This is a genomic window from Actinocorallia longicatena (assembly GCF_039534125.1).
In the GTDB taxonomy this organism is placed as follows: domain Bacteria; phylum Actinomycetota; class Actinomycetes; order Streptosporangiales; family Streptosporangiaceae; genus Actinocorallia; species Actinocorallia longicatena.
The window spans coordinates 374,534-399,346 of the sequence record NZ_BAAAUV010000001.1 but is presented as its reverse complement, the minus strand read 5'-3'; the positions used below and the strand labels follow the sequence as shown (position 1 = coordinate 399,346).

22 protein-coding genes are annotated in these 24,813 nt (G+C 73.5%); 14 read left to right on the top strand and 8 right to left on the bottom strand.

Translation table 11 applies throughout. The features are described 5' to 3' along the window. The first annotated feature begins 77 nt into the window (after positions 1-77). The 4 genes from ABD785_RS01745 to ABD785_RS01730 all read left to right on the top strand — a co-directional run bounded on the left by ABD785_RS01745 (position 78) and on the right by ABD785_RS01730 (position 4,087). Positions 78-1,208 carry a sensor histidine kinase gene (locus ABD785_RS01745; protein WP_344821345.1) on the top strand — a complete coding sequence of 377 codons (1,131 nt, stop codon included), beginning with the start codon at positions 78-80 and terminating at the stop codon, positions 1,206-1,208. Then, positions 1,205-1,870: a response regulator gene (locus tag ABD785_RS01740; RefSeq protein ID WP_344821344.1), complete on the top strand. Its 666-nt coding sequence runs from the start codon at positions 1,205-1,207 to the stop codon at positions 1,868-1,870. Before ABD785_RS01745 ends, ABD785_RS01740 begins: the two co-directional genes overlap by 4 nt. Positions 1,871-2,181: 311 nt before the next feature. Beyond that, on the top strand, positions 2,182-2,949 hold the full coding sequence (locus ABD785_RS01735) for an SDR family NAD(P)-dependent oxidoreductase (RefSeq protein WP_344821343.1): 768 nt from the start codon (positions 2,182-2,184) through the stop codon (positions 2,947-2,949). 106 nt (positions 2,950-3,055) lie between these two features. Further along, entirely contained in the window at positions 3,056-4,087 is a 1,032-nt protein-coding gene (locus tag ABD785_RS01730) for a mechanosensitive ion channel family protein (RefSeq protein WP_344821342.1), read from the top strand. Between the two features lie 25 nt (positions 4,088-4,112). Here ABD785_RS01730 and ABD785_RS01725 read toward each other — a convergent pair whose 3' ends face one another. Together ABD785_RS01725 and ABD785_RS01720 are read right to left on the bottom strand one after the other, a co-directional pair. Then, positions 4,113-4,865 (bottom strand): hypothetical protein, encoded by a 753-nt coding sequence (locus tag ABD785_RS01725; protein ID WP_344821341.1) that lies wholly within the window; start codon positions 4,863-4,865, stop codon positions 4,113-4,115. Between the two features lie 68 nt (positions 4,866-4,933). Continuing rightward, the gene (locus ABD785_RS01720) at positions 4,934-5,881 is read right to left on the bottom strand and encodes a helix-turn-helix domain-containing protein (protein ID WP_344821340.1); all 948 of its coding nucleotides are present in this window, start codon (positions 5,879-5,881) and stop codon (positions 4,934-4,936) included. Positions 5,882-5,976: 95 nt separating this feature from the next. On the opposite strand from ABD785_RS01720, the gene ABD785_RS01715 reads away from it, so the two are divergent. Beyond that, complete coding sequence (locus ABD785_RS01715) at positions 5,977-7,008, top strand: NAD(P)H-binding protein (RefSeq protein ID WP_344821339.1); 1,032 nt, start codon at positions 5,977-5,979, stop codon at positions 7,006-7,008. Here ABD785_RS01715 and ABD785_RS01710 read toward each other — a convergent pair. Then, positions 6,986-8,227 (bottom strand): ATP-binding protein, encoded by a 1,242-nt coding sequence (locus tag ABD785_RS01710; protein WP_344821337.1) that lies wholly within the window; start codon positions 8,225-8,227, stop codon positions 6,986-6,988. The two genes, ABD785_RS01715 and ABD785_RS01710, sit on opposite strands and share 23 nt — an antisense overlap. 182 nt (positions 8,228-8,409) lie before the next feature. On the opposite strand from ABD785_RS01710, the gene ABD785_RS01705 reads away from it, so the two are divergent. After that, complete coding sequence (locus ABD785_RS01705; protein ID WP_344821335.1) at positions 8,410-11,439, top strand: hypothetical protein; 3,030 nt, start codon at positions 8,410-8,412, stop codon at positions 11,437-11,439. Here ABD785_RS01705 and ABD785_RS01700 read toward each other — a convergent pair whose 3' ends face one another. Together ABD785_RS01700 and ABD785_RS01695 are read right to left on the bottom strand one after the other, a co-directional pair. Continuing rightward, positions 11,440-12,168, bottom strand: a complete 729-nt coding sequence (locus tag ABD785_RS01700; RefSeq protein WP_344821334.1) for a metallophosphoesterase family protein — start codon at positions 12,166-12,168, stop codon at positions 11,440-11,442. Beyond that, positions 12,165-13,427, bottom strand: coding sequence for an MFS transporter (locus ABD785_RS01695; protein WP_344821333.1), 1,263 nt, complete (start codon positions 13,425-13,427; stop codon positions 12,165-12,167). The genes ABD785_RS01700 and ABD785_RS01695 overlap by 4 nt, the downstream gene beginning before the upstream one ends. 123 nt (positions 13,428-13,550) lie before the next feature. On the opposite strand from ABD785_RS01695, the gene ABD785_RS01690 reads away from it, so the two are divergent. The 8 genes from ABD785_RS01690 (at position 13,551) to pgfA (ending at position 22,102) form a co-directional block, all read left to right on the top strand. Further along, positions 13,551-14,516, top strand: coding sequence for a LysR family transcriptional regulator (locus tag ABD785_RS01690; RefSeq protein WP_344821332.1), 966 nt, complete (start codon positions 13,551-13,553; stop codon positions 14,514-14,516). 53 nt (positions 14,517-14,569) lie between these two features. Then, positions 14,570-15,445, top strand: a complete 876-nt coding sequence (locus ABD785_RS01685) for an LLM class F420-dependent oxidoreductase (protein ID WP_344821331.1) — start codon at positions 14,570-14,572, stop codon at positions 15,443-15,445. A gap of 13 nt (positions 15,446-15,458) precedes the next feature. Further along, a complete protein-coding gene (locus ABD785_RS01680; RefSeq protein ID WP_344821330.1) occupies positions 15,459-16,343 on the top strand; it encodes an SDR family NAD(P)-dependent oxidoreductase in 885 nt (294 codons plus the stop codon). Between the two features lie 75 nt (positions 16,344-16,418). Then, positions 16,419-17,519: a hypothetical protein gene (locus tag ABD785_RS01675; protein ID WP_344821329.1), complete on the top strand. Its 1,101-nt coding sequence runs from the start codon at positions 16,419-16,421 to the stop codon at positions 17,517-17,519. Positions 17,520-17,626: 107 nt separating this feature from the next. Beyond that, positions 17,627-19,321, top strand: coding sequence for a cation:proton antiporter (locus ABD785_RS01670; RefSeq protein WP_344821328.1), 1,695 nt, complete (start codon positions 17,627-17,629; stop codon positions 19,319-19,321). A gap of 39 nt (positions 19,322-19,360) precedes the next feature. Continuing rightward, positions 19,361-19,699 carry an ArsR/SmtB family transcription factor gene (locus ABD785_RS01665; RefSeq protein ID WP_344821327.1) on the top strand — a complete coding sequence of 113 codons (339 nt, stop codon included), beginning with the start codon at positions 19,361-19,363 and terminating at the stop codon, positions 19,697-19,699. Continuing rightward, positions 19,696-20,163 carry an SRPBCC domain-containing protein gene (locus tag ABD785_RS01660; RefSeq protein WP_344821326.1) on the top strand — a complete coding sequence of 156 codons (468 nt, stop codon included), beginning with the start codon at positions 19,696-19,698 and terminating at the stop codon, positions 20,161-20,163. The genes ABD785_RS01665 and ABD785_RS01660 overlap by 4 nt, the downstream gene beginning before the upstream one ends. A gap of 100 nt (positions 20,164-20,263) precedes the next feature. Then, positions 20,264-22,102, top strand: a complete 1,839-nt coding sequence (gene pgfA, locus ABD785_RS01655; protein WP_344821325.1) for a cell envelope lipid trafficking protein PgfA — start codon at positions 20,264-20,266, stop codon at positions 22,100-22,102. Here pgfA and ABD785_RS01650 read toward each other — a convergent pair. The 3 genes from ABD785_RS01650 to ABD785_RS01640 are packed head-to-tail and all read right to left on the bottom strand — an operon-like array spanning position 22,066 to position 24,697. Then, positions 22,066-22,797, bottom strand: a complete 732-nt coding sequence (locus ABD785_RS01650) for an FkbM family methyltransferase (protein WP_344821324.1) — start codon at positions 22,795-22,797, stop codon at positions 22,066-22,068. The two genes, pgfA and ABD785_RS01650, sit on opposite strands and share 37 nt — an antisense overlap. Beyond that, entirely contained in the window at positions 22,794-23,924 is a 1,131-nt protein-coding gene (locus ABD785_RS01645; protein WP_344821322.1) for a glycosyltransferase family 4 protein, read from the bottom strand. Before ABD785_RS01645 ends, ABD785_RS01650 begins: the two co-directional genes overlap by 4 nt. Next, a complete protein-coding gene (locus ABD785_RS01640) occupies positions 23,924-24,697 on the bottom strand; it encodes a glycosyltransferase (protein ID WP_344821321.1) in 774 nt (257 codons plus the stop codon). Before ABD785_RS01640 ends, ABD785_RS01645 begins: the two co-directional genes overlap by 1 nt. Between the last annotated feature and the right edge of the window lie 116 nt (positions 24,698-24,813).

Genomic DNA, 24,813 nt, shown 5'->3' with positions numbered 1-24,813 from the left:
GGCTACTCCGCCGGTAGTAGTCGACGGCGGCACTTCCAGCCGAGGAATCTGCCGGAAACAGCCAATAATCTGCGCAGATGAGCTTCATTGACGTGCGGCGTCCGGGCACCCAGGACGGCCTGCTCGCCGCGGGAATGGCGGTTCTGCTCTCGGTCGTCGTGGCCGTCACGCCGCACGCGGGCGCCCTGGAACACCTCGCCGCGCTCGGCGGATCGCTCGCGCTCGCCGGCTGGCGGCGGGCACCGCTGGCGGCGCTGCTGGTCAGCACGGCCTGCATGCTCATGGTCGACGTGCGGATCCAGCCGGGACCCGCGGCGGCCTTCCCCGTGATGGTGATGGTGTTCGCCGCCGTCGGCGCCGGGCGCCCGGTGGCCGCGGCGCTGGCGAGCACGGCGTTCCTCGCCGCCGACCTGCTGGCGAACCTGCCGGGAGAGGACGCCTCGCTCAAGGACCTGCAGAACTCCTCGCTCCTGGTCGGCTGGTTCGTCGCGGCCGGGATCGCGGCGATCGTCGCCCGGCACCGGCAGGCCTATCTGGAGGAGGCGCAGGAGCGGGCGGCCGAGGCCGAGCGGACCCGTGAGGAGGTCGCCCGGCGGCGCGCCGGCGAGGAGCGGCTGCGCATCGCCAGGGAACTGCACGACTCCCTGACCCACAGCATCTCGGTCATCAAGGTGCAGGCGGGGGTGGCCGTCCACCTGGCGCGCAGGCGCGGCGAGGAGGCGCCGCCCGCCCTGCTGGCCATCCAGGAGGCGAGCGGCGACGCCATGCGGGAGCTGCGCGCGACCCTGGAGATCCTGCGCGACAGCGAGGATCCCGGCCCCAGCGGCCTGGACCTGCTCGACGATCTGGTGGACCGGGCCCGCTCGGCCGGGCTCACGGCCACGCTGACGATCTCCGGCGCGCGGCGGGAGCTGCCGCCCGAGGTGGACCGGGCCGCCTACCGGATCATCCAGGAGTCGCTCACCAACGTCTCGCGGCGCTCCGGCGGCGCGTCGGCCGAGGTCCGGGTCGACTACGCGGGCGGGGAGCTGGTCGTCCGGGTCGACGACGACGGGGACGCCGACCCGGACGCACCGCCCGTGCCCGGCACCGGCCTGCTCGGCATGCGGGAGCGCGTCGCGGCGCTCGGCGGGCGGCTGCGGGCCGAGCCCCGCCCCGAGGGCGGCTTCACCGTCCGCGCCGAACTCCCGCTCGGCGGGCCGTCGTGATCCGGGTGCTGCTCGTGGACGACCAGGCGCTCATCCGCGGCGGGTTCCGGGCGCTGCTGGAGATCGAGGACGATATCGAGGTGGTCGCCGAGGCCGTGAACGGCGAGCAGGGCGTCGCGCTCGCGCTGGAGCACCGGCCCGACGTCGCGCTCGTCGACATCCAGATGCCCGTGATGGACGGCATCGAGGCGACCCGGCTGATCGCCGCCGACGAGCGGCTGAGCGCCGTCCATGTCGTGGTGCTGACCAACTACGGCCTCGACGAGTACGTCTTCAACGCGCTGCGCGCCGGGGCCTGCGGCTTCATGGTGAAGGACACCGAGCCCGCCGATCTCCTCCAGGGCGTCAGGGTCGCCGCCCGGGGCGACGCGCTGCTGTCTCCGGCGATCACCCGCCGCCTGATCGGCGAGTACGTCACCCGCCGTCCCGACCCCGCCCCCGGCGCCCTCGACGCGCTGACCCGGCGCGAACGCGAGGTCACCACCCTGGTGGCCCGCGGCCTGTCCAACGACGAGATCGCGGCCCACATGGTGATCAGCCCCACGACGGCCAAGACCCATGTCAGCAGGGCGATGACCAAGCTCCAGGCCCGAGACCGGGCCCAGCTCGTCGTCCTGGCCTACGAGTCCGGCCTCGTCACCCCGCGCCCCCGGCCCGGGTGAGGGACGGCGCGGGGGAACGTCGAGGTCGTTCGGGATCCGTGGTCCTTTACATATGGCGCGAATGTGTCGACTGTCACATAATGGTGGAGCAGGCTCTCGCGCGGGCCGTCACGGCACGCGCGGGTCTGCGCCAGCCGTGCTGCCGTGCCCCCGTCGGCAGCACCCGCGAGCCCGCCGCGAGCCCCCGTCTCGGCGGGCTCGCCCCTTTCCCGGAAGATTTTCGCGAAGGTGTCACAAAGCCGTGGACCGCGTCGTCTCGGGGTGAAGAGCGGGTCCCGGAAGAGGGACCCCCTTCACCGTGAGGGACGGACATGAGCGAGCTCACCGCAGGACGGAAGATCGCGCTGGTCACCGGGGCGAACAAGGGGATCGGGCGCGGGATCGCGGAGCAGCTGGCCGGGCTGGGGATGACGGTGCTGGTCGGGGCGCGGGATCCGCGGCTCGGGGAGGAGGCGGGCGCCGCCGTCAGGGCGGGCGGGGGCGACGCCCACGCGATCGGGCTCGACGTCACCGACGCGGGGAGCGTCCGGGACGCCGCCGAAGCCGTGGGGGAGCGGTTCGGAAGGCTGGACGTCCTGGTCAACAACGCCGGGATCACCGGGTCGGGGCGGATCTCGCCCGCGGACGCCTTCGACCAGGTCCCCAGCTCCGTCGATCTGGAGATGGTGCGGCGGGTGTTCGAGACCAACGTCTTCGGGGTGATCGCGGTGACGAACGCGATGCTGCCGCTGCTGCGCCGGTCGGCGGAGGCGAGGATCGTCAACGTGAGCAGCCACGCGGCGTCGCTGACCCTCGCCTGTGATCCGGACGGTCCCCTCGCGGGGCTGCTGCCGTCGGCGGCCTACTCGCCGTCCAAGGCCGCGCTGAACGCGGTGACCGTCAACTACGCCAACGAGCTGCGCAAGGACGGCATCCTCGTCAACGCGGCCGCGCCCGGCTTCGTCGGCACCGACAGCAACGACCACACCGGATTCCTCACGGTCGCCCAGGGCGCCGTCGTCGCCGTGCGGCTGGCCACCCTTCCGGCCGGCGGTCCGACCGCGGGGTTCTTCGCCGAGGACGGTCCCGTGCCGTGGTGAGCGCCACGGATCGGCAGCGGGGTGACCCAGGTCTCGTTCGGCGCGGGCACAGGCGGATAGCACTGGGAGGGAAAGTGCTGGTGGGACTGTAGGGAGTTGACGTCGGGTGTCCGCTTTGTGGGCGTGGATCTTGCTGGTCGGTTCGGTGACGGTGGCCGTCACGGTGGTGGAGGGCGGCCGGCGGCTGCTCGCGGGGCGGTTGTCGCGCGGGCGGCCGGGAGTGCGGGCCACGGCGCCGGGCTGCGCGGCCCCGGCGTTCGTCACCGCCGTCGTGGCCAGCGCGAACGCCGCCATGCCCTACCGGCTGCTCGACGGCGGGATGGAGAACGCCGTCGAGCACGTCCTGCGGATCGCCGCCATCGGGGCGGTCACCTGGCTGCTGCTGAGGATCTCCTTCGCGGTGACCGACCCGGCGCTGAACCGGCTGACCCGGGTGGAGGGCGCGCGGAACGTCCGCGCCCGCCGGGCGAGGACCCAGATGATGCTGGTCCGCAGGATCCTGGCCGTCGTGGTGGTGATCGTCGCTCTCGGCACGGCGCTGTTCACCTTCCCGCAGGTGCGGGCGCTGGGCGCGGGGCTGCTCGCCTCGGCGGGCGTCGCGGGACTGGTCGTCGGCATCGCCGCCCGGCCGTCGATCGGCAACCTCTTCGCCGGTCTGCAGATCGCCTTCAGCGACGCGCTGCGCCTGGACGACGTGGTCGTGGTCGAGGGGGAGTGGGGCCGGGTCGAGGAGCTCACCCTGTCGTACGTGGTCGTCAAGGTCTGGGACGACCGCCGCCTGATCCTCCCGGTCTCCTACTTCACGGAGAGCCCGTTCGAGAACTGGACCCGGCACGGCAGCCGCATCATCGGCTCGGTGTTCCTGCACGTCGACTGGTCGGTCCCCGTCCCCGAGCTCCGCAAGGTCCTCTACGCCTATCTCCAGGAGCACCCGCTGTGGGACCGCGTCGACTGGACCCTCCAGGTCACCGAGGTCCTCCCCAACGGCCTCGTCCAGCTCCGCGCCCTGATGAGCGCCCACGACTCGGCCAGCTCCTTCGACCTGCGCTGCGACGTCCGCGAGCACCTCATCGCTTATCTGCGCGAGCACCATCCCGAGTCGCTGCCCTCGCTGCGGGCCGACGCCCTCACGCCCTGAGGCGTCCGGGCTCAGAAGTCCCGGCTCAGAAGATGACGGCGAACAGGATGGAGACGACGATGCTCACGAAGTAGACCGCGAGGACGGCGCCGCACATGACGATGGCCAGGTGGGAGACGGCCTCCAGGAAGAACTCGCGACGGTAGTGGGGGTACCGCCGGTTGGGGAAGGGGCCGAGGAAGTCGAGCTTGAGATAGACGGCGCAGGCGAGCAGCACGAAGCCCGCCCAGATCATCGTCAAGCGGTCGAGGTGGTACTGCTCGGGCGGCGGCAGCTTCAGGCTCAGCTCGTCGACGGTGATCATCAGCGGGTGGTCGCGCCACAGGTCGACCGTCACCGGGGTGCCGGGGGCGGACAGGTCGTAGAGCTCGGTGGACACCCGGAACTTCCGGATGGTGGTGTCGAGCAGCCAGACCCGGATCTCGTGCACGGTGACGCTCTCGCGCGCCGCCAGCACCCGCTCGGCCGCCGCGGCGGGGAGCAGGCGGTACTGAGGCACCGGCGGTGCGGGGGGCGGGATCGCGGGCTGCTGCGGGAACGGCGCGGGGGCCGGGTTCGGATCGGTCTTGGTCTCCTGGAAGGTCCGCCGGGCCACGACGACGCCGGACAGAGTGAGCACACAGTTCTTCTCCGGCGCGGCTGCTGCCGCCGCGGTCCCGCAGGCGGGCGCGTGCTCGTAGCCGTGGGCGTCCTGGGCGGCGCGCACGAGCCCGGTGAACCCGGCCACCGTGATGATGGCACCGGCCACCAGGCAGACCACGGCGAGGACCTTGGACATTCTTCGAGTGTCCGCAGTGTCCCGCCCATCCGCAAGCGCGTTTCGGGACGGACCGCTCGGCTTCCCCGTCAGGTAGGACGGGTCCCGCGGAAGGTATGGCGGTAGGTGTCGGGCGGGACGCCGAGAGTGCGGTTGAAGTGGCGGCGCAGGGTCGTCGCGGTGCCGAGGCCGGTGGCGGCGGCGATGGACTCGACGCTGTCGCCGGTCGACTCCAGGAGCTCCTGGGCATGGCGGATCCGCTGGTCGAGCAGCCACCGCAAGGGGGTGGTGCCCGTGACCGCACGGAAGCGGCGGGCGAGGTTGCGTGAGCTCATGTTCGCCCGGCGGGCCAGGTCCTCGACCGTCAGCGGGTGGCCGAGGCGCTCGATCGCCCAGGGGAGCAGGTCGGCGAGCGGATGGTCGTCGCGGTCGGGCACCGGCGCGGTGATGAACTGGGCCTGGCCTCCCGCCCGGTGCGGCGGGACGACCAGGCGGCGGGCCGCCGTGTTGGCGATCGCGGAGCCGCGGTCCAGACGGACCAGATGCAGGCAGAGATCCATCGCGGCGGCCTTCCCCGCCGAGGTCAGGATGCTGCCCTCGTCCACGTAGAGGACGTCCGGATCGACGTCCACCAGCGGATGGCGCTCGGCCAGGGCCCGGGCGTGGGCCCAGTGGGTGGTCGCGCGGCGGCCGTCCAGGAGGCCCGCGGCGGCCAGCACGAACGCGCCCGTGCACAGCGAGGCCACCCGCGCCCCCGCCTCGTGGGCGCCGCGCACCGCCTCGACCAGGCCGGCGGGCGGCTCCTCGTCGATGTCGGCCCACCCGGGGACGATCACCGTCCCGGCGTCGCGCAGCCGGTCGAAGCCGTGGTCGGGTTCCAGCGTGAAGCGTCCGGCCCGCACCGGGGCCGGGCCGCAGAGGACGAGGTCGTACCAGGGCTCGCCCAGCCCCGGGGGACCGGAACCGAAGACCTCGCACGCCAGGGAGAGCTCGAACGGAAGCATCCCCTCCGTGACGACCACCGCGACGACGTTCATGTCCGAAAGTGTACGGATATCGGCGTTCTCGCCACTCGTGGCCGTCACCGCGGGCCGGAAAGATGAACGGAGCGGAACGATCTGAGGGGGACCTGATGGAGAAGACCCACACGGTGACGGTCTACGGGGCCTACGGGCACACCGGGCGCTTCGTCGTGGCCGAACTGCTCGACCGGGGGTTCGTCCCGATCCTGTCCGGCCGCGACGAGACCGCGCTGCGCACCCTCGCGGCCTCGCATCCCGGCCTCGAGATCCGGCCCGCCGCGGTCGGCGACGCCGCCGCGCTGGACCGCGCGCTGGCGGGCGCCGACGCCGTCGTCAACTGCGCGGGCCCCTTCGCCACGACCGCCGCCCCGCTGATCGAGGCGGCCCTGCGCGCGGGCGTCCCCTACCTCGACGTCGCGGCGGAGATCGAGGCCAACCTCGACACCTTCGCGCACTTCGCCGGCCGCGCCGAGGACGCCGGGATCGCGGTGCTCCCCGCCATGGCCTTCTACGGAGGGCTCGGCGACCTGCTGGTCACCGCCGCGATGGGGGACTGGACGCGGGCCGGAGAGGCGCACATCGCCTACGGCCTGAGCGGCTGGCACCCCACGGCCGGGACCCGCGCCGCGGGCGCGGTCTCCCGGCGGCGCAGGGACGGCCGCCGTGTCCGCTACAGCGGCGGACGGCTGGAGTACCGCGACGACGCCCCGCCCACCCTCGAGTGGACCTTCCCCGGCCCGATGGGCACCCGGCCCGTGATCGGCGAGTTCTCCATGGCCGACATCGTCACCGTCCCCAGCCATCTGGACGTTCCCGAGGTCAGCACCTACATGACCGTGACGGCGGCGGCCGAGCTGGCCTCGGCGGACACCCCCGCCCCGGCCGCGGCCGACGAGCGCGGAAGGTCGGATCAGCTCTTCGTCGTCGACGTCCTCGTGCGCTCCGGCGGCGAGGAGCGGCGGGCGTCCGCGACCGGCCGCGACATCTACGCCGTCAGCGCGCCGCTCGTGGTGGAGGCGGTCCACCGTCTGCTCACCGGTCAGGCCAAGGCCACGGGCGTCGCCTCCGCCGGTGCGCTCTTCGACGCCCCCGGCTTCCTCGCCGCCCTGTCCCCGCACATCACCCTGAGTCTCCACCGGTAGAGACGGAACGGGGGAGCCGGAGGACGAAGCAGGCCCCGCCCTCCCGGTCGGTGAGCAGGAGGCGGCCGCCGTGGGCGCGGGCGATCTCCCGGGCGATGGGCAGGCCGAGGCCGGTGCCGCCGGGGTCGGAGCGGCGGGCCTCGTCCAGCCGGTGGAAGCGCTCGAAGATCTGGTCGCGGTCGGCCGCCGGGACGCCGGGGCCGTCATCGGCGACCTGGAGGATCGCGGTGTCCTCGTCGGCTGCGACGGTGATCTCGATCCTGTGGAAGGCGTGCCGTTCGGCGTTGGCCAGGAGGTTGCCGAGCAGCCGTGCCAGCCGGACGGGCGAAGCGTCGACGATCACTCCTCGGGCCAGATCGAGGGAGACCGGCACCCTGGACACCCGGCGGCCGAGCTCTTCGGTGACGAAGCCGGCGAGATCGACCTTCTCGGTGGAGACGGGCGTGGCGGCGTCGAGCCGGGCCAGTTCGAGCAGGTCGGCGACGATCTCGGTGAGGCGTTCGGCGTCCTTGAGCGCCGAGCGGATCGTCTGCTGCGGGTCGTCGCTCGCGTCCTGGAGGGCGAACTCCAGGCGGGTCTGGAGCCCGGTCAGCGGACTGCGCAGGTCATGGGAGGCGTCGGAGACGAAACGCTGCTGACGTTCGACGGACTCTCGGAGCGCGGCGGCGATCTCCCGCTCCAGGGCGTGGGCCGTCCTGAGCTGCTCGTTGGCCTGCTGGAGCTCCCTGACCCTGGTGTAGTACTCGGCCTCCATCGCCTCGACCTCGGCGGGTGTCGCCGTGATGCCGTGATCATGGGCCTGCCGGAGCTGGGTGAGGAACGCGGTGACCTCCATGACCCGGTGGAGGATCATCACGACCCGCCCGTCGGTGTCGAAGACGGGGGCGTTGATGACGCTCCAGTAGCGGGGCTCGAAGACCCCGGGCCGGTCCGGCAGCTCGACGTCATAGCGCTGGAGCCCCACGGTGTCGCGCCTGCCGGTGGCCAGGACCCGTTCGAGCGAGGCGCGGACCCGGGCCGGGCCCGGGGCCTTCTTCGGATCCGCTCCGCCGGGGAAGACCTCGTACAGGTTCCTGCCGATGATCTCCGCCCCGACCGCGCCGGTCATCCTCTCGTAGGAGCGGTTCGCGGCGGCGATGTCGAACTCCCTGGTCAGGAGCAGGATCGCGCTGGGGTTGGACTGGAACACGGCCTCGTAGTCGATCTCCGGGATCGTCACCGGCACCTCGCATCGCCGACGGCGGCCGTCCGGGAAGTTCCACGCATGGGCCGGACGCTACCGGCGTCTCCCGGTGCTTCCGGCGGGGAGCGCCGGTCATGGCCGAGCCTTGGCCCTGGGCTGGCACTTCAGAAGAACATGAGCGCTGTTCAGATTTGGGTTGTTGGCCCTACGATGTCCCGATGTCGAGCAGAACGGGCCGTCTTCGGGCCTGGTTTCCCCTGGTCATGGCCGTCGTCCTGCTCCTTCTGGGCGGCCTCGTGGCCGGGCAGGTCGGGGCCGCGCTCGGGCTGAGCGTGGAGCCCGCGCGGATCCCGGTCGAGCGGGCCGAGGCCGGGCCGGGTGCCGCGGCCGTCGCCCCGCCGAAGCTGGAGGCGATCGTCCTGCCGGAGGGGACGCCCGAGCGGGTGCGCGTCGCCGCCGGGGCCGTCGCGAGCGCCCTGCGCGACCGCGGAGCGGCCGCACCGGCGATCAGGGAGTCGGGTTCCGGCCGGGGCCTGACCGTCGCGGTGAGCGGAACCGGTGCCTCGGAGACCTTCCGGCTCGGCCGGGACGGCGACGGCCTGCGCCTGGACGCCGAGGGCCCGGCCGGCGCCGCAGGCGGCCTCTACACGCTGGCCGACCGGATCCGCTCGGGAGCGGCCGTGATCCCCGCCGGCCAGGACGGCGTGCCCGTCACGCCCCGGCTGCCGCTGCGGCTGGTCGACCACGGCTCGGTCGGCCTCGACGCCGACCCCGCCCGTTTCGCCCCGGGCACCGACTACGGCCTCAACACCGACCTGGTCGGCTCGGCCCTGCTCCCCGACGCCCCCTGGGTGGACACGGCGGCCGCCGCGCGGATCTCCGGCCAGTTCCACGAATTCGTCACCCACTCCCTGGCCCAGGGTTACAACGGCGTCGTCGTCCCCGGCTTCCTGGAGTACCTGACCTTCGACGGCTACCAGGGCGGCCACGCCGTCTACCCCGAGGGCGACCCGCACCCCGCCCGGGCGCTTGCCCTGCGCCGGGCGTTCGAGCCGATGTGGCGCCAGGCCCACGACCTCGGCATGCGGATCTACTTCCAGACCGACATGCTCGCCCTCTCGCCGCCGCTCAAGGCCCTGCTCGGCGACCGCGACGCCGCCGACCCCGCCCTGTGGCGCGTCTACCGCGCGGGCCTGAGCGAGCTGCTGGCCGCGGTGCCCTACCTCGACGGCCTCATGGTCCGGATCGGCGAGGGCGGCGGCACCTACAAGCTGGACGGCTGGGACTACTCCTCGGAGATCGCGGTCACCACCGCCGCCCAGGTCCGCACGATGCTCACCGAGCTGCTGGCCGAGCTCTCCCCGGCCGGAAAGGACCTGATCTTCCGGAGCTGGACGGTCGGCGTCGGCGAGGTCGGCGACCTGCACACCAACCCGGCCACCTACGCCGAGGCCCTGGACGGCGTCGACGACCCGCACCTGATCGTCTCGACCAAGTACACCCTCGGCGACTTCTACAGCCACCTGCCCCTCAACACCACGCTCGACGGCGGCTCCCACAAGCGGATCGTGGAGTTCCAGTCGCGCCGCGAGTTCGAGGGCTTCGGCTCCCTGCCCGACGCCCTCGGCCCGCTGCACCAGCAGGCCCTGCGCTCCTTCCTCGCCGCCAACCCGAACATCGTCGGACTGTGGAACTGGACCCAGGACGGCGGGCCGCTCTACGCCGGGCCGCGGGCGCTCTACCTTCGGGAGGGTTTCTGGCAGCTCTGGGACGTCAACGTCTACCTCACCGGCCGCCTGGCCGCCGATCCCGGCCTCGACGTCGCGGCGGCCACCGACGACTGGATCCGCGCGACCTTCACCGACGACCCCGGGACGATCAAGGCGATCGGGCGGGCGCTCGCCCTGTCCCGTGAGGCGATCACCAAGGGCCTCTACATCGGCCCCTACGCCGACACCAGGGTCAAGGCGCTCGGCCTGGAACCCCCGCCCATGATGTGGATCTTCGAATGGGACATCGCCACCGGCGACAGCGCCGCCCTCGACGTCGTCCAGCACGTCACGGGCGACCGGATCGACGAGGCGATCGCCGACGGCGGCCGCGCCGCCGACCTCGTCACGCGGATGCACGGCCTGATCGAGGCCACCCCCGCGGCGGCCTGGCGCGACCCGGGCGCCCGCGACCGCTTCCTCGCGGCCACCGCCTACGAGCGGAACCTGTTCACCACGCTGGCCGCCTACCGCACCACGGTCCTGCGGCACGCCCAGTGGCTGGCCACCGGATCGTCGTCGGCGAAGACCGCGTGGAAGACGGCCGAGGGGGACTTCCGGACCGCGGCCGCCGATCACCGGAGCCGTTACGGCCACGACACCGCCCTGCCCGCCTACAACTTCACCGCCGCCGAACTCGGCCTCGCTCACGCCGACCGCGACCTCGCCATGGCCTGGCTCGCCCGCGGCCTGCTGGCCCTGCTGCTGCTCGCCCTGGCGTTCGGCGGCCCCGGCCACCGGCTCATCGGCGGACGGCCCGGCGCGGCGGGACTGCGCGCGCTCTGGCTCGGCCTCACCCGCCCGCTCAGCGCCGGAAGGGTCGAGCCCGGGGGGCGGACGGACCGGCTCGTGGTGTGGCTGCTGCCCGCCGTGCTGCTGGTGGCGTCGCGGTCGGTGCTCACCGCGTTCCTGTCCGTCGCCCACCTCGTGGCGACGCTCGGCGCGTGGCTGCTGTTCGCCCTGGTCCTGCGCCTGCTGGTGCGGGGACGGGACCCGTTCGCGCTCGCGGCGGCGGTCGGCGGCGCCGTGCTGCTCAGGGTGGGGCTGCTGCTGGCGGCGCTGTCGGTGCGCGGCCCCGGACGCTACTGGTACGGCTTCTGGATCCGGCCGGGCGAACGTTCGGTCTACATCAGCCTGGCGTTCGCCGCGTTCTGCTGGGTCTTCGTGGTCGCCGCCCTGGTCCTGCGCACCGCCTACGGGGCGGGGGCGCGGCGCGCGGCCGGCGGGGTGCTGACGGCGCTCGGCGTGCCGCTGCTCCTGCTCGGAAGCCTGGTCGCGGGCCTCGGCCTGGAACGCTGCCTCACCTGGTGGAACGACCAGATGGCACTGCTGCCCTGGGGGCTGTCCCGGATCCTGGGCATCACCACCTACCTGGGCATCCCGACGATCCTGCCGACGGCCGTCGCCGTCCTCGGCGGGGCGCTCGTCCTGGCCGGTGGCGCCCTCCGGCTGCGGCGGAGGGCGGGCGAACCGGGCTGATCAGCGGACGGCCAGGGCGGCGGATCCCTCGGTGAGGCCGGGGCAGGACGTGCGGAGCCCGCGCCAGCGGGCCAGGGCCGACTGGGCGGCGGCGCCGGTGCGCGGGCCGCGGGCCGTCGAGGGGGCCCAGTCGGCGGTCAGGACGTCGTGGCGGGCGATGGTCAGGGTGAGCAGGCCGCCCTCGCCGCCGCCGAGCCGCCCGAGCCCGTAGTGGACGACGGTGGGCTCGTCCTTGACGAAGCCGCCGGGACCGGGCGGTCCCGCCGCCACGACGACGTCGGCGCCCGCCGTGACGAGCCGTCCGAACAGGTCCCTGCGGTCCGCCGCCGGACAGGCGTCCTCCCCTGCGGAGGGCAGCAGGTAGACCAGGACGGTGTCGCCGCCCGCGTCACGGACCGCCCGCACCAGCCCGTCCCGGTCATAGGGCGCGGTCGCGCCGATCACCACGAGATCATGGTCCTGGACGCTCTTCTCGACCGAGACGACACCGCCGGGCCGCGAGGCCTCGACGACGACGCCGACGCCCGCGGCCTTCAGGGCCGTCGCGTCACCCGACGCGACGGCCAGATCCGCCGAGCGCAGGCCGTCCGGCAGCCGTCCCCGCCCCGCCTCCCCGCCGAACACGACCGTCAGCGGCGGTTCCGTCCCCTGGTCGACGACGGTGGCGAGCGGACCGCAGCCCGAGACGAACACGAGCGCGGCCACCGCCGCCGGAACAGATCTCCTCATGTGCTCTCAGACGCACCCAGGGCCCCGGCGGGTTCGCGCCCGTCCGCGGGGACCGGTGTGTCGTGGCGGGGCAGGAGCAGGGGGCTGAGCAGGATGAGCAGTCCCGCGACCAGGAGCGCGGCGCGGGCGCCGGTCGCGTGCGCGAGCAGCCCGGCCAGCAGGGTGAACACCGCGATGGACGCCTGCTGGCCGATCGACCAGGCCGTGAGCGTGCGGGCGAGGAGATCCCGCGGGGTGTGCTCGATCCGGTAGGTGGCGAGCACGGGGTTGAACAGGCTCATGCTGATGATGATCCCCAGTTCGACGGCGATCACGGTGACGAGGCCCGCGGTACCGGGCCCCACGAAGGCCAGCCCGATCAGCCAGACCGCGCGCAGCGTCCCGGCGATCCGGAAGACCCGATGCCGGCCGTGACGGGCGACGAAGCGCTGGGCCAGCCGGGAGCCGACGAGCCCGCCGAGGCAGGGCGCGGCGAAGGCCAGGCCGTACTGCCAGGGAGCGAAACCGAGCTCGCGCAGGAGGAAAACGGCGAGCAGCGGCTCGGTCGCCATGATCAGCCCGGCGACGAGCATGGTGTTGAGGTACAGGGCGCGCAGGCCCGGATGGGCCAGGAGGTGCCGCCAGCCGTCGAGCAGCTCACCCGCGCGCATCCGGCCCCCTCCGGTCCGCGCCGGGGGTTCCTCCCGGCCGCGGATGGCGCCGATGGCCAGCGCGGAGACCAGATAGCTGAGGGCGTCGGCCGTCACCGTGACGACCGGGCCGAACAGGGCCGTCGCCGCGCCGCCCAGTGGGGGCCCGATCGCGATGGAGCTCCAGGTCGTCGACTCCAGCCGCGCGTTCGCCACGAGCAGGTCCTCCGGCCGGACCACGGCGCGCAGATGCGCTCCACTGGCCGCCGCGAAGGCGATCTTGGACGTGGCGACCACGGCCGAGACGACCAGCAGCTGGGCGAAGCCGAGCACGCCGAGGGCGTAGGCGGCGGGGATCGTCATCATGACCGCGCACCTGGCCAGATCCATCGCGATCATCACAGGGCGCTTGCGGTGGAACTCCACCCAGGGGGCGAGCGGCACCGCGATCAGCGCCCCCACCGCGGGACCCACCGCGGACAGCGCCGCCACCTGGGCGGGACCGGCGTCCAGGACCAGCACGGCGATCAGCGGGAGCGCGCCGAACCCGAATCCCGAGCCGTAGGCGCTGGCGGCATAGGCCGCCCACAGCCAGCCGAACCGCCGCCCCAGCGCCCGTCGCGCCACCACGTCCCCGCTTCCCTTGCTACAACCCCTTGTTGATCGGCCCATCCAACCAAGGCGCAGGAGGACAGTTCAAACAACGGAAGGAGCGGTGAGGCACAACCCGGAGTTGTGTGCAATGCTCGGCGCATGGATCTCGACGCGGTGCGCACGTTCGTGGCGGTGGCCGACGCCGGACGGTTCCAGGAGGCCGCCGCGGAGCTGTCGATCACCCAGCAGGCGGTCTCCAAGCGGATCGCCGCGCTGGAGAAGGACCTCGAGGTGCGGCTGTTCACCCGGACGGCCCGCGGCGCCAGGCTCACCGTCGACGGCCAGGCGTTCCTGCCCCACGCCCGTGAACTCCTGCGGGCGGAGGCGCGGGCCGACGCCTCGGTGCGTCCCGGCAGGAGGGCGCTGCGGATCGACGTCGTCAGCCGCCGCATCGTGCCGGCCGTGGTGCTCCAGGACTTCCACCGTGCGCGCCCCGAGATCGAGCTGGACGTCGTCGCCCTGCTGAGCGCCGACGTCGACATGGCGATCGCGGCCGTCGAGGACGGGACGGTCGACGCCAGCTTCCACGCCGTCGCCCCGCAGCTCCGCCTGCCGAACGGCATCAGGACCGCCCGGATGATCGACGAACCGCACCAGCTGCTCGTCGGCCCCCGCCACGCCCTCGCCGAGGCCCGCTCGGTCACGCCCGCGCAGCTCACCGGGCACCGCATCTGGATGCCCGGCATTCCCCCCGGCACCGAGGTGGCCGGTTACTTCGACGAGCTCATCGCCACGTTCGGGCTCGCCCTCGACTTCGTCGGGCCCGTCTTCGGCAACGAGGTGCTGCTCGCCGAGATCGCCGACTCCGCGGAACTGGCGACCCTCGTCGGCGAGGGCACGCGGTATCTCTGGCCCGACAGCTACGACCTGCGGCGGATCCCGGTGGTGTCCCCGGCCCTGGTCTACCCGCTGTCGCTCATCTGGCGCGCGGACAACCCCCACCCCGGCCTGGCGGAGTTCCGGGCCTACCTCGCGGCCAGGCGTCCGGCCGGACCCGGCGCCGAGGCCTGGACGCCGACCTGGGAGCGATGGTCGGCCTCGAGGACACTTCGCGCCTTGCGCTGAGAACGCGATTCTTGTCTACTGAGAATGTGCGTTTTATCTTTCACTACCCCGAAGTGAGCGGGCTCGAGGGCGACGTCCTCGACGCCGGGCCGCTGGGCGAGGTGGCCGTCGCGGTGGAGCGGGCCGGGTTCGACGGGTTCTCGCTGAGCGAGCATCCGGTGCCCGGGGCCCGGTGGCTCGCCTCCGGCGGGCACCAGACGCTCGATCCGTTCGTGTCGCTCGCCTACGTCGCCGCGGTGACCGAGCGGCTGCGGCTGCTGACGTATCTGGCCGTCGCGCCCTACCGCAACCCGTTCGTGCTGGCCAAGGCGGCGGCGACGCTCGACAAGCTCTCCGGCGGACGCCTGACGCTCGGCATCGGCACGGGCTACCAGAAGAGCGAGTTCCACGCGCTCGGCGTCGACTTCCAGGAGCGCAACGCCCTGTTCGACGAGGTCCTCGACGTGCTGCCGCTGCACTGGAGCGGGGAGCCGTTCAGCTACCGGGGCCGCCACTTCGACGCCCGCGAGGTGATCGCCAGGCCCCGCCCCGTCCAGGATCCGATCCCGGTCTGGGTGGGCGGCAACTCCGCGCTCAGCCGCCGCCGGGTGGCCCGGCGAGCCCAGGGCTGGATGCCGATGTCGGGCGGGGCGGAGCTCAGCGCCACGGCGCGGACTCCCTCCCTCGGCTCGGTCACCGACCTGGGACGGGCGATCGACGCGGTCCGCGAGGAGGCGGCCGAAGCAGGGCGCTCCGAGCGGATCGACGTCCTCTACTCCTACCAGGGCCCCGGGATCACCTCGCCCGAGGTGGACGCCGACCGCCACCGGGAGTCCCTCGCCGAACTGGAGAAGGCCGGCGTCACCTGGATCGTGGTGTCGAGCCGGACCTCCGACGCCGCCGCCAACCTGGACTTCATCGAGTCCTTCGGCACCACCTATCTCTCATGACGGGCCCTCTCTCATGACCGGCTGGTTCGACGAGCGTTCCGGGCTCCGGGGCACCGTCGCACTGATCACCGGAGGGGCGGGCGGGCTCGGCGAGGCCATCGCCCGTGACCTGGCCGCCAACGGGGTGCGGACGGCCGTGATCGACATCGACGCCGCGGCCGTCGCCGCCCTGACCCGCTCCTTCGCCGAGGGCGGCCACGACCTGATCGCCCACCACGGCGACGCCCGCGACCCCGAGGCGCTCGAGGCGCTGTTCACCGCCGCCGACGCCCGCTGGGGCCGGCTGGACACCCTGGTCAACGTCGTCGGGGGCACCTTCCGCGCCCCGTTCACCGAGACCACGCCCAAGGGCTGGGACGCCCTGCTGCGCACCAACCTCCTCCACGTCCTGCACGCCTGCTCCCTCGCCGCCGACAGGATGCGCGCGGGCGGCCGGGGCGGCAGCATCATCAACCTGACCACGATCGAGGCGCACCGCGCCGCCCCCGGCTACGCCGTCTACGCCGCGGCCAAGGCCGCCGTCGAGCAGTTCGCCCGCACCCTCGCCGTCGAGCTCGCCCCCGACGGAGTCCGGGTGAACAACATCGCCCCCGACTACACCCCGACCCCGAACCTCACCCGGCTCTCCCGCGGCGCGAACGCGCTCGACACCCCCGCCGGAGCCCGGGCCGCGATCCCGATGGGCCGCACCGGCCGCCTGACCGACATCTCGAACTGCGCCGTCTTCCTCGCCTCCGCCCTCTCCTCCTACGTCACCGGCGGCACCCTGCACCCCGACGGCGGCACCCACGCCTCCGCGGGCTGGCTGAACTGGCCGGACTCCGGCTGGTCCAACCACATTCCCGCCTCCGTCCTCGCCCTCCTCGACCGGGAGGGCACCGCCGATCCCCGCGCCTGAGCCGGACGCATGGTCATTTCCGCCGGTTCCTGGCAGGATCCGGAGGTCGGATCACCCGGGGGAACGGTGGAGACCATGCGCGGCAGAGCGTTCATGGCGGGCCTGCTCGTCGTCGTCACACCGGCCGCCGCCGGTGCCGCGCCCGCCGGCCGGGCGGCGCCGTGGAAGGTCGTCAAGCTGTCCGGGCTCCGCGGGATGGACTCCCTGTACGACATCGTGGCGGCGGGCCCGAACGCGGCCTGGGCGGTCGGCGAGCGCAGAGCGGACTCGAACCCGAGGGCCCTGGCCTACCACTGGAACGGCAGGTCCTGGCGGCGCACCCCGCTGCCGGCGGGCCTCGGGCCCTCTCCCCGGCTGGCCGCCGCGCCCGGCGCCGGTGCCTGGATGCTCGCGGACTCCTGCGCCGGATCCAAGGGCGGCTCGTGCGCGAAGAGCACGATCCTGCGGTGGACGGGCCGTGCGTGGAGACCCGTCTTCAGGAGCGGTCTGCTGCTGGGTGAGCTGGCCGTCGCCGGGCGCCGTGACGTGTGGGCGTTCGGGACGGGCCGCGACCGCAGGAAGGCCCTGCACTTCGACGGCCGCCACTGGCACAGGGCGAAAGTGCCCGGCGAGGTCGTCCAGGCCGCGGCGGTCTCCCGCACCGACATCTGGGCCGTCGCCGGGGGCGGGGAGGAGGACCTCGGTCCCGCTCCCCGCACCGTGCTGCACTTCGACGGCAGGAGATGGACGACGGTCCGCGGTGTCCTGCCGAAGAAGAGCGGACGCTCCAGCCGGCTGAGCGGGATCTCCGTCATCCGTGGCAGGGTCGTGCTCGCCGGGGCCTTCCATCCCGGCTGGGAGGAGGAGGGCTTCCTCGTGCGGCGCACCTCCAAGGGCTGGACCAGGGAGGATCTGCCCCCCACGCACTTCGGCGGCTGGATCCCCGGGGCACCCGTCCCGGACGGCAGGGGCGGCCTGTGGATGCGGGTGTGGTCCTACGACGACGAGGACATCCGCATCGGTGTCGCGCACCGGACCGGGGGCGGAGCCTGGAGCATCCGGCAGATCTACGACGGCTCCGGCGAGACCAGGTCCGTGGGGCGTCTGGAGGCCCTGGCGCCCGCCGGGGGCGTCCTGTGGCTCGTGGGCTCGATCGACCGTCCCGAGGACGCCTTCATCGCCCGCCGCGCGACCTGACCGCACACCGCTCTCCACACGGTCGCGTCACCCGTGGGTAAGGGGACGTGCATGATCCGCGTGGCCGGAGGCCGGGTGCGGGGGGCCGTTCCCACAATGGGACGGCCATGGAACTGCCTCTCATCGCCGTCGCGGGTGTCATCGCGATCGTCGCCGTCGCCGTCCTGTCGCGCCGGATCGGGGTCGCGGCCCCGCTCGGGCTGGTCGTCGTCGGCGCGGCCCTGGGGTTCACGCCGGGGCTGCCGCCCGTCGAGGTCGATCCCGACTGGGTGCTGACGGTCGTCCTGCCGCCGCTGCTGTACGGCGCGGCCGTGCACATGCCCGCCATCGACTTCCGGCGGGACTTCAAGATGATCGCCTCGCTGGCGGTCCTGCTGGTCGTGGTGACGACCCTCGTGTCGGGGTGGATGTTCAACGCCGTCATCGGCGGGCTGGGACTGGCCGGGGCGTTCGCGCTGGGGGCGATCATCAGCCCGACCGACGCGGTCGCGGCGACGTCGGTGGGGCGGCGGCTGGGGCTGCCGTCCCGGCTGATGACGATCCTGGAGGGAGAGGGGCTGGTCAACGACGCCTCGTCGCTGGTGCTGCTGTCCTCGGCGATCGCGGCGATGACGCAGACCGTCCATGTGTGGCGGATCGGCCTGGACTTCCTGTGGGCGGTGGCCGCCGCGATCGCCGTCGGGCTCGCGATCGGCGCGCTGAGCGTCAGGGTCAGGGCGCGGCTGAACGACACCGTGCTGACCACGGCGATCTCGTTCGTGGTGCCGTTCGTGGCATTCCTCCCGGCCGAGGAGCTGGGGGCGTCGGGGGTGCTGGCGGTGGTCGTCACGGGGCTGGTGACGGGGCACATGAGCCCGAGGCATCTGCGGGCGCGCGACCGGATCGCCGAGACGGTCAACTGGACGACCGTGGCGTTCCTGCTGGAGAGCGCGATCTTCCTGCTGATGGGACTGCAGCTGCACACGCTGCTCGACCAGGCCGGGAACAGCGATCTGGGCACGGCGAAGGCCGTCGGGATCGGGCTGCTGGCCTCGCTGCTGGTGGTCGTGCTGCGGATGCTGTTCGTCGCGCCGCTGGTGTCGTCGATCGGCCATGACGCGGAGCGCGCCGACGAGCTGGCCTCACGGCTGAGCCGGATGCGGGAGCGGCTGGGCGATCCGGTCCGCAACGGCAACGAGCGGCACCGCGAGCGGATGGAGCAGCGGATCAGCCAGCGGGAGAGCGACATCGCCTTCGTCGTCGCGGAGAACTTCGGCTGGCGGGGCGGGGTCGTGCTGGCCTGGTCGGGGATGCGCGGCGCGGTCACCGTCGCGGCGGCCCAGACGCTGCCGGCGGGGACCCCGCACCGGCCCCAGGTCCAGCTCATCGCCTTCGTCGTGGCCGTCACGACCCTGCTGGCGCAGGGGCTGACCCTGCCGCGCGTCATCCGGGCCGTGAAGGTCCCCGGAGACGACACGGGCGCGGACCGCGCCGAGTACCAGGAGCTCCTGCGGCGGCTGGGGGCGGTCGCCGGGGAGATCCTGGACGGTCCGAGCACGGGGGAGCGGTTCGACCCGGCCGTCGTGGAGCGGGTCAGGGAGGACACGGCCGCCAGTGTCCCGCCCGAGGGCGAGGAGCGCCCGCCCCCCGACGCCGACCTGCGCGAGCAGTACCTGACCCTCGTCCTGGAGGTGCTGGGCGCCGAGCAGATCGAGCTGCTGTCGGTCCGTGATCTCGGCCTTTACAGCTCGCGGACGCTCACCTTCGCCCAGGACGTCCTCGACCGCGAACTCGCCCGCTTCCAGCAGGGCCCCGATACTTAGCCCTTGCGCTAACCTTTGGGGAGGCAGATACTTAGCTCTATGGCTCAGTATTCGGCTCAGCTCGACGGGGTGTTCGTCGCCCTCGCGGATCCGACCAGGCGCGCCGTCATCCGGCGGCTGGGGGACGGGCCCGCGAGCGTGGGCGCACTCGCCGGAGAGTTCCCGATGGCGCTTCCCTCGTTCATGAAGCACATCCGCACGCTGGAGGCCAACGGGCTGATCCACACCGTCAAGTCCGGGAGGGTCCGCACGTGCGCGCTCAACCGGGAACGGCTCGCGCTGGTCGACGGCTGGCTGGCCGAGCAGCGCCGGATCTGGGAGGGGCGCACGGACCGCCTCGAACAGTTCGTCACCGACACCGAGGAGAACCGATCATGAATACCGACCTCGACCTCGGCCTGGACCGGGTCATCCGCGCCCCGCGTGCGGCCGTCTGGGCGGCCTGGACCGATCCGGCCCGGCTGGAGAAGTGGTGGCTGCCCGCCCCCGCGCACTGCAAGGTGGACCGGCTGGAGCCGCGGCCCGGCGGGGCCTTCGTGACCCGGATGAGCGAGGACGGCACCGCGTTCGTCCCCCACCTGAACGCCTGCTTCCTCGCCGCCGACGATCTGGAGCGGATCGTGTTCACCAACGCGATCGACGGCGAGTGGCGGCCGGCCGCCCCGGCCCCGGTCCTGATGACCGCCACGATCACCCTGCGGGACCACCCGGACGGCACCGACTACCGGGTCGTCGTCCGGCACGCCGACCCCGACGCCCGCGCCCTCCACGAGAAGCTCGGCTTCGCCGAGGGCTGGGGCGCGGTCACCGGCCAGCTCGCCGCCCTCGCCGAGGAGCTCTAGCACCTTTCCCCAGCTCAGGACGGGTGTGCTGTGCCGGGGGACAAAGAAGCTTGGCGGCGGGGCCGTATTGCCCGCACGGGGTGGGCGGCAGCATCGGGGGATGCGTGTGCCTGAGCGGCGGGTAATGGCGGGGATCCTGCTGACGATGGGGGTCTTCGGGATCTCCGCTGCGTTCCTGGTGCGGTTCCAGGCGGCGGACGCGCTGGTGAAGGCGCCGGTGGGGATCGAGATGCGGCAGTCGCTCGTCGGAGCGGGCAGCTATCTCGACCTCGCCGGCGGCGTCCGGGTGCCGGACGCCAGGATCGCGACCACCAGGACCCTGCACGGGATCCCCGATCTCAGCGTCGGAGGCACCGCGGTCTGGGACTCCTTCGCGATGACCGAGGACGAGGGTTCGGGAACCGAACTGGACGTGACGTCCTGGCGGCTCGCCTTCGACCGCAGGAGCGGCCTGCTGACCGGCTGCTGCGGCGCCTCGGTGGCCAAGGACACCGGTGTCCGCCAGTCGGGCCTGGGCTACGTGTGGCCGATCGGCGCGGTCGGCAGGGGCGACCACCAGGTCTTCGACCCCGTCACCGGACGCGCCTGGCCCGCCGTCTACTCGGGCGAGGAGAAGGTCGGAGGCATCGGGACGTACCGGTTCGTCCAGCGGATCCCCGCCACTCCGGTCGCCGAGATCAAGGGAGTGTCCGGACGCCTGTTCGGGCTCGACCGCGCGAAGCGCTACGACGCCGACCGGACCTACGAGGCGACCGTCACCCTCTGGGTCGACCCGAGGACCGGCTGGCCCGTCGACCGCCGTGAGGAGACTGTCGCGAAGCTGGTGACCAGGACCGCGCCCGGCACGGTCGTCCTCGCCACCACCGACGTCCGGCTGGACGAGGCCGGACGAGCGGACGCCGCCCGCCGGTCCCTCGGCTACGCCCAACGGATCCGGGCGGCCACGATCATCGTCCCGGCCGCGGCGGGAACGGCCGGGACGATGCTGGTCTGCGCGGGCGCGATCACCGCGGGGCTGGGATCGCTCCGGCCCCGCCGCCTCCGCGCCCTGGCCAGGGCCCTGCGGCCGGTGCTCGGCGTGTGCGCGGTGGGGTTCCTGGCCGTCCGGCTCTACGAGGGCAGGGCGGAGGTGGGCGCCGCCCTGGACGGCCTGTCCTACCGCCCGTTCGCCGCCGCCCTGGCGCTGGTGGTGGCCGGCCTGGTCTGCATGATGCTGGCCTGGCGGACCATCCTCGCGGACCTGGGCTCACCGCTGCCCCGGCGCAGGGCGGCCCGGGTGATGTTCCTCGGCCAGCTCGGCAAGTACGTGCCCGGGTCGGTCTGGTCGGTCGTCGGCATGGCCGAGCTGGGCAGCGACGAGGGTGTGCCGCGACGCCGCACCCTCGCCGCCACCGCGATCTCCCTGGCGATCACCCTGGCCTGCGCGCTGGCCCTCTCGATCACCCGCCTGCCGGCCCTCTACTGGCCGGTCCTGGTGGCCGTCGTGGTCGGGCTGCATCCCAGAGCGCTGACCCTCGGCGTCGGGGCGCTGATGCGGCTGACGCGCAGGGACCCGCTGGAGCGGACGGTGAGCGGCCGGGGCGTCCTGCGGGCGACCGGCTGGACCGTCCTCGGCTGGACGCTCTGGGGCAGCCACGTCTGGGTGCTGGCCGCGGCCGTCGCCCCGGACGAGCCCGTGCTGCGGCTCTGGCCGCTGGCGGTGGGCGTCTACGCCCTCGCCTGGGCGAGCGGCATCCTGTTCCTGCTGGCGCCGGCGGGCCTCGGAGTCCTGGACGGCGCCCTCGTACTCGGCCTGACCCCGGCCCTCGGCGGCGGGGCGGCGCTGACCGTCGCCGTCGTCACCCGGGCGGTCCTGGTCCTCGCCGACCTCGTCGTGGCGGTCGCGGGGATCCTGGCGTCGGCTCAGTTCTCCGGCAGGAAGAGCACGGAGTTGACGTAGCGGGGCTCGGGCCGCAGCAGCCGTCCGGCGAACCCGCGGTCCAGTTCCCCGACATGGTCGCGCTGGTGCCCCTCGAGATCGAAGGCGCGCAGCGGGATCCAGCGGCCGCCGTGCAGGACCGATCCCCGGTACCCCCACGACTCGAGCAGGGAGATCACCGGCTCGATCGGCTGGTGCCGCGCCTCGAGCTCCAGCAGGACGGCGGGCTCGTCCCGCCGGACGGTCTGCGCGGCGCCGCGCAGCGCGGGCAGCTCATGGCCCTCGATGTCGAGCTTCAGGAACCGGACGTCCGTCAGGTCCAGGTCGTCGAGCCGCACACAGGGCACGGTGGCGCCGCCCGCGGACACGGTCGAGGTTCCGGCGAGGCGGCTGACGGCCGTCGCGGCGAAGGAGGCCGTCCCGGTCGTGTCCGAGGCGGCCGCGGCGATCACTCGCGCCCGGGGGAAGGTCCGGGCCAGGAGCGCGGCCATCTCCGGATCCGCCTCGACGGTCACGACCCGGTCCGCCCTGGCCAGCAGCCGCTGCGTCCAGGGGCCGAACCAGCCGCCGACGTCGAGCGCGGTCCCCCCGGCGGGCACGAACTCCGCCAGCCGGCCCAGCTCGGGCTCCAGCCGGGGGTAGACCGACCGGACCAGGCGGCCGAGCAGCGGGCGGGGCAGCACGCCCGCGAGGGCGGCGGAAGATGAGGCGATCATGATTTTCCCGGGCTGAGGAGGTCGGCGATCCGTCCGGCGGTGGTGTCCCAGTCGAACCGGCGGGCCCAGCGGCGGCAGGCGAGATCGAGTTCGGCGCGGCGCGCCGGGTCGGAGGTCTGCTTCGGCGCGGCGTCGGCGACTCCGGTCAGCGCGTCGGCGGTGGGCGCCAGCCAGCCGGTGATCCCGTCCCGCACGGAGTCGCGCAGGCCCTCGACGTCGGGGGCCACCGTGGGCACGCCGAGCGCGGCGGCCTCCAGGACACAGAGCCCCCAGCCCTCACCGGCCGAGGCCGACACGTGCAGCCACGCCCCCGAGACGAGCTCGTCCCGCCGCTCGGGCGGGACGAAGCCCTCGAACCGCACGGTGCCGTCCAGGCCGCGTTCGGCGGCCAGCGCGATGAGCCGCTCCTCGTCGGGGCCCCGGCCGATGATCCGCACCACCAGCCCCGGCCACCGGTCCCGCAGCTCCTCGGCCATCCGCAGGACCAGCTCGACCCGCTTGTGGGAGACGAGGCGGCCGACGCACACGATCGTCGGGGCCCGCTCGGGGGTCCGGACGCAGGTGGCGGGCTCGACCCCGTTGGGAACCAGATGGATGTCGCCGCCCCAGCTCAGCCGCTCGCGCATCGCGCGGATCGTCGAGGGGGAGACCGCCGCGCTGGGCCGCCGCCGGTAGGCCCGCCGGGCCACCGGCCCCTCCAGCAGCCTGCCCAGCCAGGCGACGGCCGGCGGGAAGTGCTCGCCGAACTGCCGCTCGTGCACATGGTGGGTCACGCACACGACGGGCGTCCGCCGCGACGTCACCCACGGCGTGAAGAAGGGGATGCCGTTCTGGCAGTCGACGACGCCGTCGAACCGGCTCCGCCGGACTGCAAGCCAGCCCAGGACCCGGGGGTAGACGCTGAACCGGCCGCCCAGCCGGACGATCGACACGTCCTCCACGCGTTCCCCGCCGCTCTGGCCGGGACCGCGGGCGGTCAGGAAGGTCACCTGGGCACCTCGCCGGGCGAGCCCGGTCGCGACCTGCCAGGCGTAGGCCTCGGCGCCCCCGGCCTCGAGATGCCACGGATCACGCCAGTTCACCACCACGATCCGCCGCCGGGCCATCGGGCCGCCGGAAAGGGGCATCAGGCGGCCGGCCGGATCAGGGCGATCTCGGCGGCGCTCGCCGAGGGGACGGCGCGGACCGCGGGCGTGCGGCGCAGCAGGAACCAGATCCTGGCGAGCTCGGCGATGACCGGCAGGCCGTGCCGGAGCACGGAGAACTTCGAGCCGGGGACGTCGTTCCAGGTCACCGGTACCTCGACGGGCGCCGCTCCCATCCGGACGCAGCGGGCCAGCAGTTCCACGTCGAAGGCGAAGCCGTTGCTGCGCTGCCGCCGGGCGGCCTGCCGGGCGAGGTCGCCGTGGAAGAACTTGAATCCGCACTGGGTGTCGCCGACCCCGGGCACCAGGCGTCCGGCGATCCTGCGGAAGAGCAGGGCGCCGCCCGAGCGCGTCCGGCTGTGGCGGGCCTCGACGCGGGAGCCGAGATGGGTCCGCGAGCCGATGATGACGGGATGGACCCGCATCATCTGCAGGACCGTGTCCAGGACGGCCGGATCGGTGGCCATGTCGGCGTCGCAGAAACCGACGATCCCCGCCCGGGAGGAGAGGATCCCGGCCCGTACCGCGGCGCCCTTGCCCCGCTTGGCGCAGTGGATCAGCCGCACCTCCACCGGCCCGCCCGGCCACTGCCGGACGATCTCGGCGGTGGCGTCGGAGCTGGCGTTGTCGACGACCAGGACGGCGGCGCGGGCGGGCAGCCGTTCCAGCCGCCGGCACAGCAGCTCGAGACCGGCGGGCAGCCGTTCCGCCTCGTTGAACGCCGGAACGACGATTTCGACCGCGATCGGGCTCATCGGCGCGCTCCTTCCGTGACGGGGGCAGCATGAAGGTAGTCACGGGGCATCGCCGGGGTCATCATCGGCGGTCACGAGCTATTTTGGCCTCGGCGACAATGCTGCCGTGGCCGGGG